Annotated in this window: 15 protein-coding genes; 7 read left to right on the forward strand and 8 right to left on the reverse strand. The window is 74.2% G+C overall.

Annotated features, from left to right (window positions below):
• Window positions 1-157 precede the first annotated feature (157 nt).
• Window positions 158-508 carry a hypothetical protein gene (locus tag AMETH_RS16305; RefSeq protein WP_017982177.1) on the reverse strand — a complete coding sequence of 117 codons (351 nt, stop codon included), beginning with the start codon at window positions 506-508 and terminating at the stop codon, window positions 158-160.
• Window positions 509-880: 372 nt separating this feature from the next.
• Here AMETH_RS16305 and AMETH_RS16310 point away from each other — a divergent pair, with 372 nt between their 5' ends.
• On the forward strand, window positions 881-1312 hold the full coding sequence (locus AMETH_RS16310; protein ID WP_223843163.1) for an archease: 432 nt from the start codon (window positions 881-883) through the stop codon (window positions 1310-1312).
• 1 nt (window position 1313) lies between these two features.
• Here AMETH_RS16310 and AMETH_RS16315 read toward each other — a convergent pair whose 3' ends face one another.
• The 4 genes from AMETH_RS16315 to AMETH_RS16330 all read right to left on the reverse strand — a co-directional run bounded on the left by AMETH_RS16315 (window position 1314) and on the right by AMETH_RS16330 (window position 4468).
• Window positions 1314-2015: a lysophospholipid acyltransferase family protein gene (locus tag AMETH_RS16315; protein ID WP_017982179.1), complete on the reverse strand. Its 702-nt coding sequence runs from the start codon at window positions 2013-2015 to the stop codon at window positions 1314-1316.
• 24 nt (window positions 2016-2039) lie between these two features.
• Complete coding sequence (locus AMETH_RS42910; protein ID WP_051079399.1) at window positions 2040-3404, reverse strand: alkyl sulfatase C-terminal domain-containing protein; 1365 nt, start codon at window positions 3402-3404, stop codon at window positions 2040-2042.
• A 148-nt stretch (window positions 3405-3552) separates the two neighbouring features.
• Complete coding sequence (locus AMETH_RS16325; RefSeq protein ID WP_017982180.1) at window positions 3553-4020, reverse strand: DUF7144 family membrane protein; 468 nt, start codon at window positions 4018-4020, stop codon at window positions 3553-3555.
• 22 nt (window positions 4021-4042) lie between these two features.
• Window positions 4043-4468 carry a DUF7144 family membrane protein gene (locus AMETH_RS16330; protein ID WP_017982181.1) on the reverse strand — a complete coding sequence of 142 codons (426 nt, stop codon included), beginning with the start codon at window positions 4466-4468 and terminating at the stop codon, window positions 4043-4045.
• Window positions 4469-4617: 149 nt separating this feature from the next.
• Between AMETH_RS16330 and AMETH_RS16335 the strand changes: the two genes are divergently transcribed.
• The gene (locus AMETH_RS16335) at window positions 4618-5124 is read left to right on the forward strand and encodes a DUF1269 domain-containing protein (RefSeq protein ID WP_017982182.1); all 507 of its coding nucleotides are present in this window, start codon (window positions 4618-4620) and stop codon (window positions 5122-5124) included.
• Between the two features lie 3 nt (window positions 5125-5127).
• Here the strand turns inward: AMETH_RS16335 and AMETH_RS16340 are convergent, their stop codons facing one another.
• Complete coding sequence (locus AMETH_RS16340; protein ID WP_038533131.1) at window positions 5128-6462, reverse strand: diacylglycerol/lipid kinase family protein; 1335 nt, start codon at window positions 6460-6462, stop codon at window positions 5128-5130.
• A gap of 111 nt (window positions 6463-6573) precedes the next feature.
• Here AMETH_RS16340 and AMETH_RS16345 point away from each other — a divergent pair, with 111 nt between their 5' ends.
• The 4 genes from AMETH_RS16345 to AMETH_RS16360 are packed head-to-tail and all read left to right on the forward strand — an operon-like array spanning window position 6574 to window position 9571.
• Window positions 6574-8007, forward strand: a complete 1434-nt coding sequence (locus AMETH_RS16345) for a DUF2252 domain-containing protein (RefSeq protein WP_017982184.1) — start codon at window positions 6574-6576, stop codon at window positions 8005-8007.
• 34 nt (window positions 8008-8041) lie between these two features.
• Window positions 8042-8527, forward strand: a complete 486-nt coding sequence (locus tag AMETH_RS16350) for a hypothetical protein (protein ID WP_051079400.1) — start codon at window positions 8042-8044, stop codon at window positions 8525-8527.
• Window positions 8511-9056 carry an RDD family protein gene (locus AMETH_RS16355; RefSeq protein WP_017982186.1) on the forward strand — a complete coding sequence of 182 codons (546 nt, stop codon included), beginning with the start codon at window positions 8511-8513 and terminating at the stop codon, window positions 9054-9056. The genes AMETH_RS16350 and AMETH_RS16355 overlap by 17 nt, the downstream gene beginning before the upstream one ends.
• 41 nt (window positions 9057-9097) lie before the next feature.
• The gene (locus AMETH_RS16360; protein ID WP_223843164.1) at window positions 9098-9571 is read left to right on the forward strand and encodes a hypothetical protein; all 474 of its coding nucleotides are present in this window, start codon (window positions 9098-9100) and stop codon (window positions 9569-9571) included.
• Here the strand turns inward: AMETH_RS16360 and AMETH_RS16365 are convergent, their stop codons facing one another.
• The gene (locus tag AMETH_RS16365; RefSeq protein ID WP_017982188.1) at window positions 9572-10897 is read right to left on the reverse strand and encodes a hypothetical protein; all 1326 of its coding nucleotides are present in this window, start codon (window positions 10895-10897) and stop codon (window positions 9572-9574) included. It lies immediately after the preceding gene.
• Window positions 10890-11123 (reverse strand): hypothetical protein, encoded by a 234-nt coding sequence (locus AMETH_RS16370; RefSeq protein WP_037323454.1) that lies wholly within the window; start codon window positions 11121-11123, stop codon window positions 10890-10892. Before AMETH_RS16370 ends, AMETH_RS16365 begins: the two co-directional genes overlap by 8 nt.
• A gap of 178 nt (window positions 11124-11301) precedes the next feature.
• Here AMETH_RS16370 and AMETH_RS16375 point away from each other — a divergent pair, with 178 nt between their 5' ends.
• Entirely contained in the window at window positions 11302-13968 is a 2667-nt protein-coding gene (locus AMETH_RS16375; protein ID WP_017982190.1) for a winged helix-turn-helix domain-containing protein, read from the forward strand.
• Window positions 13969-13981: the final 13 nt, after the last annotated feature.

Below are 13981 nucleotides of genomic sequence, written 5' to 3' on the forward strand. Positions count from 1 at the left end.
GACGGCCGAGAAGAGGCCGGGGCGGCGTTGAGGTGGACCGGGCCGCCGCCGTCGTAGTCGCGGGGCAGGTCGGGCCTGCCGATGCGCAGCTCGCGCGCCATCGCCGGGTCATTCGCCGCCAGCTCGCGGGCCTGCCTGCGGCGTTCGCGGGCTGCCTTCACCCGGGCCACCGCCGGTCCTCCGGCGGCGCGGCCGGGGTCGGGGCGCCCGCGCTGCGCCGCAGGAAGTGCTGCTGCACCGACGCCGGGGCGATCATGGCGATCATCACGGCGCCGCCGATGGCCGAGCGCGTGTTCTCCGCCGGTGTCAGCGTCTCGTCGGCGGGCGGCAGGACCGCCAGCACGGCCACCAGCACCGCGAAGCAGAGGACCGCCCACAGGTGGAGCCGCGGCCGGCGCAGCCGCACGGCGGCGTGCACGAACGGCACCCACGCCAGGATGCCGAGCGACAGGATCTTCACCGGCAGGTACCACCAGCCGGTCCAGCGGCTCCGCGTGCTCGTCGTCATGCCGGTGCTCCCCTTCGCTGTCACGGCTTCGACGCACGCCGGTTGCCACCCCCGCCGGGCGGGGACCGGGTGAGCGCCGCGGCGGTGGCCGAGTCCGGGGTACGTCGGGGAGATCAGCGACGCCGAGTTGCGTTCCGCGACGAACGCCCGGACAACGGGATGGACAATGTGGACAGTCCGGTGGCGGAGACGGGCGCGTGCCCGCCCCACAGGAAGACCCGGTCAGTCCTCCTGCTCGACAAGCTCAGCCCTTGACCGCCCACCTCCGATGTGCGCGTGCCCGGTGGGGATCCGCGTCCCGCGGTTCGCTTGACCACGGTTCATCCCCGGCGGGTGGTGCGCCTGCCCGGGGCCGGGTGCACCGTGGACCACGTGGGGTCACGGGCACTGGCCGACCGGGACGGTCGCCGTCCGGTCCACGCCGCGGATCTGCGGATCCGGGCGTGGGCCGCCTGCCGCGAGGCCTGCCTGGCCGAGGCCGTGGAGGCGATGGTCCGCAGCTTCCTGGGCCGGGTGCCGCGGCCGTCGTCCGACGTGCGGTTCAGCGTGTCCGGCGGCAGCGACACCGACCTGCTCCGCGCCCTGCTCACCAGGGCGATCGACTGCATCCGCGTGCTGAACCGCATCCCGGTGTCCGTCACGGTCGTCCCCACGGCCACCGGGCTGTCGGTCGAATGCGCGACGGTCGACGCGGGCGCGGTCCTGCCGTGCGGCGCGCTCCCCAAACGTGTCTCCGCGACGGGGCTGCGCTGCGAGCCGGCGAGTGACGGCCGGTGGCTGGCCACCGCGCTGATCGACGTCTGAATCAGGGCGCGGGCGCGGTGCCGCCGAGGTGGGCGGGCAGCCACCACAGGTCCCCGGGGCGCGCGGGCTTGTCCGGGTACTCCGCCTGCGCCTTGTCGAGCAGCAGGCTCATCCGCTGGCGCAGCTCGCGGGTGACCGCGTCGGCGTCCTCGTCCGGGCCGGGGCGCAGCGGCTCGCCCAGGAGGATCGAGACGGGCACGTGCCGCTGCGTCAGGTTCCGCGGCCTGCCCTTCGTCCACAGGCGCTGCGAGCCCCACACCGCCATCGGGATCAGCGGCACCCCGGCCTGCGCCGCCATCCGCGCCGCGCCCGACTTGACGTCCTCGACGGTGAACGACGGGCTGATCGTGGCCTCCGGGAAGACGCCGACGACCTCGCCGGCCCGCAGCCGGGCGACCGCCTCGTCGTAGGCACCGCGGCCGGCCTTGCGGTCGACCGGGATGTGGCCCATCCCGCGCATCAGCGGCCCGGAGATCCGGTGGTCGAAGACCTCTTTCTTGGCCATGAACCGCACGAGCCGCTTCGCCGGCTGTGCGCCCAGCCCGCAGAAGATGAAGTCCAGGTAGGAGACGTGGTTGCAGGCGATGACCGCGCCACCGCGCGCGGGCACGTGCCCGCTGCCCTCGACCCGCAGGTCCAGGTCGAGGACCCGGAACATGGTCTTGGCGAACAGGACGACGGGCGGGTACACGAGCTCTGCCATCCCGTCAGGTTACGGGAGCGTAGGTTACCTCCGCGTAGGGTGCGGATGTGACGTTCGTCCGGTTCGCCGGGCGCCGCCACGAACGCTCAGGGGGTCGATGGCGAAGCCCGGATCGGGCGCGTCGAGGACCGCGAGCAGTCGCGGCAGCGCGGTGGCGTCTCCGCACACCTCGGGATCTCCGATTCCCTCGTCCGCCAACAGACCGAGGACGCCGTTGCGGAAGACGCCGCGGTACGTCTGCCCGGTGTCGGTGAAGGTCCAGTCCAGCACGATCCGTTCCCCGTCGGCTGCCGGACCGTCGACCCGGACGGCCAGGGTGTCGAACAGCTGCGGCAGTGCCATCGCGGCGATCGTGTCCGGTGAGGCCGTGCTCGCCGGACTCCCGGCCGGCCTTCCCCGCAGTTCCATGGCTCCGGTCAGGAACAAGTTGCGCCACGTCCCGTTCTCGGCGCCGTAGCCGAGCGGCGCTGCGGGTCCTGGCACGCGCATGGCTACTACGGCTCGGTCAGCCACTACGTCAACGCCGTCTACCACCGCTACCTCGGCTGGTTCGACGGCAATCCCGCACGTCTGTGGGCACACCCGCCGGAAGCGGCGGGCCTGCGTCACGTGCAGGCGATGGGCGGCTCTGCCGGCGTGCTGGATCTGCGCCTTCGGCAGGACGAGCCGCTCGGCGATCTCGCTGCCGGTGAGCCGCTGTTCGGCAACCGCAAGGTCTGGTCGTGCTGGTAGGTGCAGAGATCCCGCTGGAGGCCCAGGAACTGGTGATCCGCGCCCCGCCCACGTCGGCCAGTGGTGCGAGGCGAACTCCACGTCGGTGTCGCTGCCGAACACCTCGAACGCCTCGGTGAGGTACCGGCCCCACGCGTGGGCGTCGCGCACCTGCGCGGCCCGCAGGGGCTGCACGTTGTGCAGGTTGTGCGTCGCGTTCTCGGCCATGCACAGCGCACGCCGGCCGGGCAGGTGGAGGTTCATCTCCGCGGGCGCCTCGGTGCCGGGGGTGATCTGGAAGACCACGCGGACACCGTCGACGGTGAGCTCCTGGCCGGTGGTTCTGATGTCGACGGTGGGCCGGATCAAGGTCACTGTGCCGGTCGAGGTGGTCATCCCGAGTCCCGCGCCCAGCTGTCCCACAGCGCTGACCGGTAATGCGGCGCCGTACATGTACGCCGCCCCGCGGGACATCGCCGGACCGGCGAGCACCATCTCACTCACGGCGTGTTCCAGGAAGCCCTCTGTTGCGATCACCGGCACGCCGCCGTAGTGGTCGGGGTGGCTGTGCGTGCAGGCCATCCCGGTCACCGGGCGGTCGCCCCGGTGCCGGCGGTAGAGCGTGAGCGCCGCTGCCGCGCACTCCGCCGCCGAGAGGAGCGGGTCGATGACGATCACACCGGATTCGCCCGCACGCCTCTGCCGTCGTCCGTGGTGATCCTGGAATTCTCCAGCGCCTCAGGAGACCCCGTGTGGCGTCGGCGAAGCCGGACACGTGGTGTGCACCGCTGCGGGTAGTGCGTTTCCGCCTGGGTCTCGGGCTGGTTCAGCCGGTCCGCCTGGCCTCGCCGCCGTGGACGACCACCGCCCAGATGACCACCACGTCGAGCGCGATCACGAGCGTGGCCCACACCGGGTAGGCCGACAGGAACGTCAGCTGGGCGACCGCGTTCACCGTGGCCAGGACGACCGCCGTGACGCGGGCCCACGCCGCACCTGTGAACAGCCCGACGCCGGCGGCGACGGCGAGCACCCCGATGATCAGGTGGACCCAGCCCCAGCCGGTCAGGTCGAACACCAGCGTGCCCGCGGCCCCGACGAGGTAGTACTCGTCGTTGAACAGTGCGACCAGTCCCTCGATGACGTTGAAGATCCCGAGCAGCACCATCATCGCGCCGCCGAACCACACCCAGCCCAGCCAGGCCGAGCGTGACTCGTACGGCGCAGGCGCCTGCTCCGGGGGACGGGTGCCGCCCAGGGGCTCGACGTGGGGCTGCGCATGCTGCTGAGTCATTTGTTCCTCCTGCTTGAGCGGATCAGTCGGTGAGCCGCATCTCCCGCCCGTGCGCGACGAGCGCGTAGATCACGAAGACGTCGAGCGTGATGATGATGAGCGACCACACCGGGTACGCGGGCACGAAGGCGAGGTGGATGATCGCGCTCGCGCCGGCCAGGATCGCGCCGAGGTACTGCGCGATGCGGTTGCCGGCGAGGACGCCGCAGCCGATGACGACGGCGGTCACCCCGAGCCCGAAGTGCACCCAGCCCCACACGTCGTAGGAGACCTCGACGACGAGGCCCGACGAGGGCACCGCGAAGTAGTCCTCGTCGAAGACGGCGACGAGGCCCTCCACCGCGTGGAAGAGGCCGAGCAGGACCAGCATGATCCCGCCGAAGGAGACCCATCCGGTCCAGCCGGTCGCCGTCCGGGGTGGGGTGGATGAGGTGTAGCTGTCGGTCATGTCGCCTCCCGCGGAAGCCGGGGTCCGGACGTTCCACGGTGCACCGCCGCCCGCGCGGACGCCTCATTCCCCGCGGGTGATGGCACCGGGCCGCACGCCGCGCACAGTCCCCGGCGTCGAAACCCGAACCGGGTGAACAGGAGGACGGAATGGGCACGTTGAGCGTGTGGAAGTTCGAGTCGCCGCAGGGGGCCGAGAACGCACTCGGCCTGCTGACCAGGCTGCAGAAGGAACAGCTGATCAGGATCCAGGACGCGGCGTACGTCAGCTGGCCCGAGGGGCGGAAGAAGCCGAAGACCAAGGAACTGGGCAAGCTGACCGGTGCGGGCGCGCTCGGCGGCAGCTTCTGGGGCTTCCTGTTCGGGCTGATCTTCTTCATCCCGTTGCTCGGGATGGCAGTGGGCGCCGCGATGGGCGCGCTGGCCGGGTCGATGCGGCACGGCGGCATCGACGAGGACTTCATCCGCGAGGTGCAGCGCCAGGTGACGCCGGGGACGTCGGCGCTGTTCGTCGTCACCAGCGAGGTCGTGGCCGACCGGGTGCTCGAGCCGTTCAAGGAGACCGGCGCGACCCTGATCACCACCAACCTCTCCGCCGAGCAGGAGACCCGGCTGCGCGAGGCCTTCGCCGAGTCGGAGGAGACGCAGCGGGCGTGACCGTCAAGTGGTCCGGCCGGCCAGCACCCGGACCAGGGCCACGACCACGGCCCGCGTCCCCGGTGGCAGCATCGCCGCCGGGGACGCTCCGGGCGCGTCGCGCGGCACCCGCACGCGGAGCGCGCCCGGCAGGATCCGGAACCGCAGCGGCGGCGCCAGCCGCACCGCCTCACCGTCGACGCCCGCCTCGACCGCGCGCAGCCCCGACTCGACCACGAACTCCGGCGCCGACCACGACCGGTACCCGGGGAACCGGGAGATCCGGCCCGCCATCTCGGCCGAGACCAGCCGCGGGACCTCGGCCGCGCGGTCGACCGTCACGGTGACGACGCCGAGCGATCCGCGGTCCAGCCGTTCCCGCGTGCCGAACCCGCTCAGGTGCTCCAGCCGGTAGGGGCCGTTGGACACCAGCACGACGTCGGCCGACTCGCTGCGGGTCCCGTCCGGCAGGCCGAACCTGAGGTCGGGCCGCGGCGCGTCCGGGCCGAGCAGGCGGGGCAGCTCCCGGGCGGCCGTCGCCGCCTTCGCGTCCCGGTAGTCGGGCGACTGGACGACCGAGGCGTAGACACCGAGCGAGACGTTGTTGACGAACACCCGGCCGTTGAGCTCGGCCAGGTCGATGCGGCGTTCCAGCGCGTCGCCGAACGCGGCCAGCGCCGCGGGCACGTCCTCCCGGTCCAGCCCCAGGTCGAGCGCGAGGTGGTTGCGGGTGCCCGCCGGGACGCAGACGAACGCCAGGCCGTGCTGCCTGGCCACGTCGGCGACCAGCGCCTGCGACCCGTCGCCGCCCGCCATGCCGAGCACGTCGGCGCCGCCGGCGGCCGCCTGTTCGGCCAGGGACCGCAGGTCGTCGCCGGGGCGCAGCTCGATCGGCTCCACGCCGAGCGCGCGGGCCCGCTCCGCCAGCCCGAACCGGGCCGCCTTCCCGCCGCCCGACCGCGGGTTCAGGATCAGCACCCCGCGCCGGGCGGGGCCGACGGGCGTGCCGTCGGTGGACGGGGGGTGCCCGAGTGCGGCCCGCGTCGCGGCCCCGGACAGCGCGACCAGCACGACCACCACCAGGAACCACAGGTAGGCACGAAGGTCCGGGAGCGCCACCGTCGCGGCCAGCGCGAGTAGCGCGACGGCGGTGGCCAGGACGCGCCGCGGTCCGCGCCGCACCAGCGCCGCCCAGGCGGCCGCCACGGCAACCCCCACGAGCACCGCCGCGAGCACGAGTTCGAGCGGGTCCCGCAGTAGCACCAGGACTGTGACGGCGAGCGCCGCGGCGCCCGCGAGCAGAGCGGCGAGCGCGAACCAGCGCCGCGCCGCGGGAGAGCGAACCGCATGCCCGGTCATCGCCACACACCGCCTCCCGTAGCAGGGCCACCACTGTCCCCGCGGGGCCGGGGACCGGCCTCACCCGGTCCGGAGGAGGCGTCCGGCGGCGGCGGCGCGGACCGTGCCCGGATGACACGCACGACGACACGCACGACGACGCCACTGGCCGCCGTGGACGGCGCCGGCCTGACCCGCGCCGAGCGGACCGAACGAGGAAAGGCCGCGCGGACGCGGGTTCCGCGGTCCAGTCACGCCGCCTGGACCCGCGACGGGCCCGGGCCGCTGGAACTGCTCGCCGGCCAGGACGCCTCCCGCGTGCCCGAATTGGTGCCCATCCGCTACGGGCGGATGGCGGTCACGCCCTTCACCTACTTCCGCGGCGCCGCGCTGCCGATGGCCGCCGACCTGGCAGGCACGCCGGTCACCGGGTTCACGGTGCAGGCCTGCGGCGACGCCCACCTGATGAACTTCGGTCTCTACGCCTCGCCGGAACGGCGCCTGGTCTTCGACATCAACGACTTCGACGAGACGCTGCCCGGGCCGTGGGAGTGGGACGTCAAGCGGCTGGCGGCGAGCGTCGAGGTCGCCGGGCGGGACAACGGCGACACCGGCAGGCAGCGGACGACCGCCGTGCTCGCGGCGGTCGGTGAGTACCGCCGCGCGCTGCGCGAGTTCGCCGCGAGCACCGCGCTGGAGGTCTGGTACGCCCACGCCGACGTCGAGACCGTGCGCGCGCTATACGCCGGCGAGCTCACGGCCGGGCGGCGCCGCCGCCTGGACCGGACCGTCGCCAAGGCCCGCGGCGCCGACCACACCGGCTCGTTGCGGCGGTTCGCCGTGGCCGACGGCGGGCGGATGCGGATCGTCCCGGACGAGCCGCGGATCATCCCGCTGGACCGCGTCGCGGGCGGCGGGGTGGATCCGGCCGAGACGGCGGAGCGGCTGGACGCGATCCTGCAGGCGTACCGGCGCTCGCTGGAGCCGGAACGGCGCGCGCTGCTGGACCGCTACGCGGTCGCCGACATGGCGCTCAAGGTCGTGGGCGTCGGCAGTGTCGGCACCCGCTGCTGGATGATCCTGCTGCTCGGCAACGACGAACACGACCCGCTGTTCCTGCAGGCCAAGGAGGCAGGCGAATCGGTGCTGGAACGGTTCGCCGGGCCGAGCCGGTTCGGCAACGCCGGGCAGCGCGTCGTCGTCGGCCAGCGCCTGATGCAGACGGTGAGCGACATCTTCCTCGGCTGGGTGCGGGTGCGCGGGTTCGACGAGCGCACCCGGGACTTCTACCTGCGCCAGCTGCGGGACTGGAAGGGGTCGGCGGCCGTGTCGGGCATGCGGCCGGAGGGGCTCGCCGCCTACGCGCGGTTGTGCGGCTGGACGCTGGCCAGGGCGCATGCGCGGTCCGGCGACTGCGTGGCGATCGCCGCCTACCTGGGGTCCTCGCCGGTCTTCGACCACGCGATCCGCGACTTCGCCACCGCGGCCGCCGACCAGAACGAGCGGGACCACGGCGCGCTGCGCGCGGCGATCGACGAGGGGCGCATCGCCACCCGGGACGGGTGAGGCCGGCGCGGGCGGGCCGCGGCATGATGCCGGCATGGTGGCAGCGGAGGGCCCACGGCCTGGTCCGGCCGCCGCGGATCTGGTGCTCGGCGGCGGCGCACTGGCCGTCACCGCGCTGCGGCGCCTGGCGCGCACGGCCCTCGCGCCCGTGCGGCCCGTGCTCGCGCCGGTGGTGCGGACCGAGAACTGGCCGCGCCCCCTGCGTGAGCTGGCCGAGGACGGGCAGCGGCGGCGGCAGGAGGCGGTCGCCCAGGGGGTGCGCCTGTTCCGCCGGGTCGCGCCCGTCGTGGTGGTGACCGTGCTCGACGAACTGGATCTGGCCGGGATCGCGCGCGGTGTGATCGAGGAGATCGACCTGCCGGAGATCATCCGCACCTCGACCGGGTCGGTCGCGAGCGAGTCGGTGCGCGACGCGCGGATCCAGGCGATGGCCGCGGACGACGCGGTGGCCCGATGGGCGGGGCGGATCTTCGCCGCACGGCGGCGGCCGCTCCCGGCCGGGTATGACGCCGCGACCTGACGGCGGGCCCGGCGCGGCCTGGTTCGCCGCGCTGCCCGCACCCGCGCGTGCCCACCAGGGCAGGCCGGCCGGACTGGTCAGCCGCACCCTCGCCGCGGTCCTGGACTGCGTGGTGCTGGCACTGGCGCTCGCCGGCCTCTACCTGGGGTGGGCGGCGGTCGACTACTCGCTCGACCCGGTGCGGTTCACCTTCCCCGCGCCGACCCGGCTCGTGACGGTCGCCGTGGCCACCGGGGTCGCGGTGCTCTACCTCGCCGTGTGCTGGAGCGCGACCGGCCGCAGCTTCGGCGACCAGTTGCTCGCGCTGCGCGTGGTGGACCGCCGCGGACACCCACCCCGCCCGGTGCGGGCGCTGGCGCGGGCGGTCGCGTGCGTGTTCGTCCCGGTCGGCCTGCTGTGGGTGGTGACGGGTGGCCGCCGCCGGTCGCTGCAGGACCTCCTGCTGCGCACGTCGGTCGTCTACGACTGGAACCCCCGGCTCCGGCCGGTCTCACCCGGAACGAGTGACGCCGGGGACAGCCCGGCGTAGTCATCGTGGCGGGGTTTTCCGGACGAGGGGAGGCGATCGCGGTGGATGCTCGCGTGCGGTCCGCGGGGCTGGCACTGGGCGCCGCGGCCCTCCTGCTCGCATCGGCCTGCGGTGGGAACAGCGGTTCGTCCGGCTCACCACCGGCCACCACCAGCGCCGCGGCCGGCACCACCGCCTCGGCGACCCCCACGAGCCGTCCCGAATGCGCCGCTCTCGTGTCCACCGGGCAGGCGCTCGTCGACACGGTCACGCAGTTCGTCAACGGACAGGCGACCGGCCAACAGGTGCGCGTGGCTGTCCAGGAGCTGTCGGCGTCGGTCGAGGTCGTGCGCACGGTGGTGGGGGCGGACACCGCGGCCCGCCTGGACGAGGCGAAGGCCGCGCTGGGGCGCCTGCAGTCCGCGCTGACGGCGCAGCCACCCGACCTGCCGCAGGTGCGGGCGGCGGCGAACGACACGCTCGCGGTCCTGCGGGACGCCGCCACCCTGTGCCAGGCGAGCACGCCGAGCGGCTGATCACCCCGTCGCGGCGGGCCGCTGCCCGCCGTCGGCGGGCCGAGGCTGGTCCAGGAACTGCAGCACGCCGAGGGCGAACACCAGCACCAGCGCGATCACCAGCACCGTGAGCCCGCTGGGGCTGCTCAGCGACACGAAGACCAGCACGGCGACGCCGAGCAGGCCGAACCGGAGCGCGGTGAGGTGCGCGTGCACCCACGGGCCGACCGGGCCGGTGCGCAACCCGGCCTTGGCCCCGCCGCGGCGCAGCCAGCCGATCGCCTTCACCGCGCCCCGGCGGACCCCCACGGCCGTGGCCGACGGACCGGCCAGGAACGCGCCCAGCGCGACCACCAGGCCGATGGCGAACACCAGCCGCAGGCCGTCCCGCAGGAACCGGACGATCAGGTCGTAGGAGACCCCGGCGGCCACGGTCGCGCGCGGCGGCACGGCGCCGACCAGCACACCCCGGGTGATCAGCAGCGCCGCGGCGATCACCAGCATCCCCAGCGACACGCCCAGGCCGGCGCCGATCAGGGCGCGCCGGTGGTGCCGGGCGACGTAGACGCCCAGGGCGATCAGCGCGAGTGCGACCCACGGCAGCCAGGTGGCCGCCTTGTCCAGCAGCGAGTAGCCGTTCTTCGCCCGTTCCAGGGTGGTGGCGTCGGTGATCGCGATCGTCGGGTGGACGTCGGGAATCCGGCTCGCCACGCCGAACCCGGACTGCACCAGCTGGTTCTTGGCCTCGGTGATGAACGGCGCGAGGTCCAGCCGCACCTGGCCGTCGGACACCACCACCGCCTCGCTCTGGCCGGACAGCACCGCGTTCATCTGCTCGCTGGCCGTGCGCAGCGAGCGGTCCCACAGTTCGGCGACCCGGGGGCCGGACACGATGCCCGCGACCCGGTCGTGCACGAACCCGCGCAGGCTCGACTCCAGCGGCCCGGCGAGCCCCTGCAAGCGGTCGGTGACCGCGGGCGGGACGCCCTGGGCGCTGAGCACACCGAGCGCGTCGGAGGTCAACTCGGGCACGTTGACGTACTCGAACACGGTCGCGGTGACCCGGTCGGTGATCGCGGTCTGCACCGACGGTTCCCGGATGATGGGGCTGGTCGTTTCGACGAAGCGGTCGGTGTTGGCCACCTGGTTGTGCACCCAGACGGTCAGCAGGGCGACCGGCATCAGCAGGCACCCCAGCGTCAGGATCACGCCCGCGCCCAGCGAACGCCAGCGGATCCGCCGTCGCGGCGGGCGCTCCCGCAGCGTGGCGACTTCCGCGCGCAACCGGTCCAGTTCCGCGCGCTCGCCGTCGGTCAGCGGCGTGGCGCGGCTCGAGGTGTCAGTCATCACCGGCCTCCGTTCTGGGCAGCTCGGGGATCCGGTGCACCGACACGATCTGCAGGCCGAAGTCCTCCAGCAGCAACAGCAACCCGTGCAGGTGCGCCTGGTCGGAGACCGCGCCGTAGATGATGGTCTCCGGCGGAGCGGGGACGACGCGCACCTCGCTGAACTCGCCCACCGCCTGCCGCAGCTGCGGTGAGCACCGCCCGTGGACACGGAACTCGTAGTTCATCTCCGGCACGACTCCGCCTCCTCGAGCAGGTGGGGCGACGGCATCCGGCCGCGGCCCGGCAGCGCCACACTCCGTGCCGGGCGGCCCGCTTTCCTCGCCTGCCCTGGGTGAGATGCTGCTGGCCGCTGGAAAGGGCCGCGCCGGATGCCCACACTGGGAACCGGCGAGAGGGAGTGTGATGCAGGACCCGGGGAGCGGGGAGGAACGCGGGCGCGTGCCGAGGAGCAAGATCACCGCGCCCGATCTTCCCGCGCACTTCGTCTCCCGTCCCCGGTTGCTGGCCCTGCTCGACCGCGCCACCGCTCCGGTCACCGTCGTCCGCGCGCCCGCCGGCGCGGGCAAGACCCTGCTGCTCGCCGAATGGGCGCGCAGCTACGGGGCCGGCCCGGCGGCGATGGTGTCGCTCGATCCGGACGACCGCGACGACCACCGGTTCTGGTCGGCGGTCCTCGACGCGTTCGCCGCCGGACCGGGAATCCCGCCCGGCAGCCCGTTGCGCACGCTGAGCGTGCCCCGGGACCCCGCCGCCGACCCCGGTTTTCTCGCCGAGGTCCTCGACGCGCTGGACGACCTGCCCCGGCAGGCGCTGCTGATCCTGGACGACGTGGAGGCGCTCGTCGGCGCGGGACAGCGGACCGCGCTGGACGCACTGGTGCGGCACCAGCCGGCCGGCCTGCGGCTGGTGCTCTCCGGGCGGCGCGAACCGCGGCTGCCGCTGGCCCGTCTGCGGCTGTCGGACCAGCTCTCCGAAATCGGCGCCGACGACCTGCGGTTCACCACGTCCGAGATGCGGGCGTTGTTCGCCGTCAGCGGCGGTGACGTGCCGGCGCAGGTGCTCGGCAGGCTGGACGAGGAGGCCGAGGGCTGGGCGGTCGCGCTGCGGCTGGCCGCCGCGGCGGCCGTGCGCGAGGGCGGTCTCGACGAGTTCTTCGCCGGGCACGACCGGGCGCTGGAGGAGTACCTGGACCAGGAGGTGCTGGCCGGGTTCGACGAGGGCGTGCGGGAATTCCTGCGGCTGATCAGCGTGTGCGCGGACACTTCACCGGCGCTGGCCGCCGCGCTGGCGGGCCGGTCCGACGCCGCGGCCGTGCTGCACGACCTCGCCGGGGCCGGTGTCGTCGTGCGGGAAACGGGCGGGGAGGACGGTTACCGGATCCTGCCGCTGCTGCGCACCTACCTGCTCGCCGATCTCGCGCGGCGCGACCCGGACCGGCTGGCGGGCCAGCACCGGCTGGCCGCGGCGTGGTTCGAGGGCCGGGGCGACGCCGCGCAGGCGCTGCTGCACTCCGCCCGCGCCCCGGACTCCGCCCGCACGGCCGCCCTGCTGCGGACCGACGCGGTGCCGCTCTTCCTCGCCGGCGAGCACACCGTGCTGCGGGAGGCGCTCGGGGTCCTCGGCGAAACACCGGTGGCGCGAGAGCCACGGCTGGCGCTGCTCGCGGCGGCGCTCAGCCTCGAGGCCGGCGAGACCGGCACGGCGGAGCTGCACCTGCGCCACGCGGAGGACGCGTGGCCCGCCGAGCCGCCGCCGGAACTCGTGGTGCTCCGGCAGCTCGCCCGGTCCCGCCGGGCCCAGCTGGACGGTGACCGGACCGAAATGGCGAGCGCCGCGCGCGAGGTGGACCCGGAACTCGCCCGCGGCACGGATCTGGAGGCCCTGGCCGGGCTGCAGCGCGAAACGGAGGTGCTGCTGACCGGCGAGCGGGCCGGAGCTCGGGACCACGTCGGCGCTGTCGCGAGCCGGGCCGGGGCGACCGGCCAGCGCCACGTCGAGGTCCGCGCGCTGACGATGCTCGGCGAACTCGCCGTCCTGGACGGAGACTTCCCGGCGGTGGACCGGATCGGCGAACGCCTCGACTCCGTGGCGGTGAGCGCCCGGGGCACGATCGAAAGCGCGACCACCGGCGTGGTCCGCGCCTACCGCGCCCTGCTGCGGGCGGAACCCGAGGAGTGCGCGCGGCTCGTCGTGCAGACCACGCGCGCGGTCGACGGCGTGGCCGCGCGGATCGGGGGGAACCTGCTGGTGGCCGCGGAGATGCTCGGCGGCGCCGCGCAGTTCGACACCGGCGACTGGCAGGGCGGCCTGCGGCGGATGCGCCACGTGCGGCTCGGGCTCGGCGGCCGCGCACTGCAGCCGGAGTACGCCGCGGTCTCGGGTGTGCTCGAGCACCGGGCCGCCCTGCTGGCCGGCGCGGCCGACCACGCCCGGGAAGTGGTGGCCTGGTGCCTGAACGAGATCGGGCGGACCTCCGAGCTCCTCCTGATGCGGGCGCGTGTGCAGATCGCGCTGGGCAGGCACGGGCCCGCGGCCAAGGCCCTGCAGCCCGTCGTCGACGGCAGCGTCACGGCCGTGCTGCCGTGGTCGGGCATCGAGGCGCGCCTGCTGCGCACCCGGATCGTGCTGCACCACGGCGACCTCGACACCGCACGGCGGCTGGTGGCCGAGGCACTGGCCGATGCGGAACGCCTCGACGTCTGGCGGCCCTTCGTGTTCGCGCCGGAGGAGGTGATCTCCGTGCTGATCGGACTGCTCGGCAGGCTCGGCGGGCGGGAGGCCTTCGCCGCGAAACTCCTGGAACGCAGGCGGAGCCTGGGCGGCAGCGCGATGCCCGAGCCGCTCACCGAACGCGAGCGCAGCGTGCTGCGGCTGCTGCCCACGTTGCGGTCCGTCGAAGAGATCGCCCAGGACCTGACCGTGTCGCCCAACACGGTGAAGACGCACGTGCGCGGGATCTACGCGAAACTGGGCGTGCACCGGCGGCGGGACGCCGTCGCGGTGGCGATCGCGCGCGGGCTCCTCGATGTGCACGGCGCGGAACCGGGGGAACGAGGACCCGTCCGGTGAGGACCCTTGGCCC

It is taken from the genome of Amycolatopsis methanolica 239 (assembly GCF_000739085.1).
GTDB lineage: Bacteria > Actinomycetota > Actinomycetes > Mycobacteriales > Pseudonocardiaceae > Amycolatopsis_E > Amycolatopsis_E methanolica.

What these genes read in the sequence shown, in the direction of transcription:
- AMETH_RS16305 (WP_017982177.1), bottom strand. Translation starts at nt 508, where the DNA reads ATGACGACGAGCACGCGGAGCCGCTGGACCGGCTGGTGGTACCTGCCG.
- AMETH_RS16315 (WP_017982179.1), bottom strand. Translation starts at nt 2,015, where the DNA reads ATGGCAGAGCTCGTGTACCCGCCCGTCGTCCTGTTCGCCAAGACCATG.
- AMETH_RS16325 (WP_017982180.1), bottom strand. Translation starts at nt 4,020, where the DNA reads ATGACTCAGCAGCATGCGCAGCCCCACGTCGAGCCCCTGGGCGGCACC.
- AMETH_RS16330 (WP_017982181.1), bottom strand. Translation starts at nt 4,468, where the DNA reads ATGACCGACAGCTACACCTCATCCACCCCACCCCGGACGGCGACCGGC.
- AMETH_RS16335 (WP_017982182.1), top strand. Translation starts at nt 4,618, where the DNA reads ATGGGCACGTTGAGCGTGTGGAAGTTCGAGTCGCCGCAGGGGGCCGAG.
- AMETH_RS16340 (WP_038533131.1), bottom strand. Translation starts at nt 6,462, where the DNA reads ATGACCGGGCATGCGGTTCGCTCTCCCGCGGCGCGGCGCTGGTTCGCG.
- AMETH_RS16345 (WP_017982184.1), top strand. Translation starts at nt 6,574, where the DNA reads ATGACACGCACGACGACACGCACGACGACGCCACTGGCCGCCGTGGAC.
- AMETH_RS16350 (WP_051079400.1), top strand. Translation starts at nt 8,042, where the DNA reads ATGGTGGCAGCGGAGGGCCCACGGCCTGGTCCGGCCGCCGCGGATCTG.
- AMETH_RS16355 (WP_017982186.1), top strand. Translation starts at nt 8,511, where the DNA reads ATGACGCCGCGACCTGACGGCGGGCCCGGCGCGGCCTGGTTCGCCGCG.
- AMETH_RS16365 (WP_017982188.1), bottom strand. Translation starts at nt 10,897, where the DNA reads ATGACTGACACCTCGAGCCGCGCCACGCCGCTGACCGACGGCGAGCGC.
- AMETH_RS16370 (WP_037323454.1), bottom strand. Translation starts at nt 11,123, where the DNA reads ATGAACTACGAGTTCCGTGTCCACGGGCGGTGCTCACCGCAGCTGCGG.
- AMETH_RS16375 (WP_017982190.1), top strand. Translation starts at nt 11,302, where the DNA reads ATGCAGGACCCGGGGAGCGGGGAGGAACGCGGGCGCGTGCCGAGGAGC.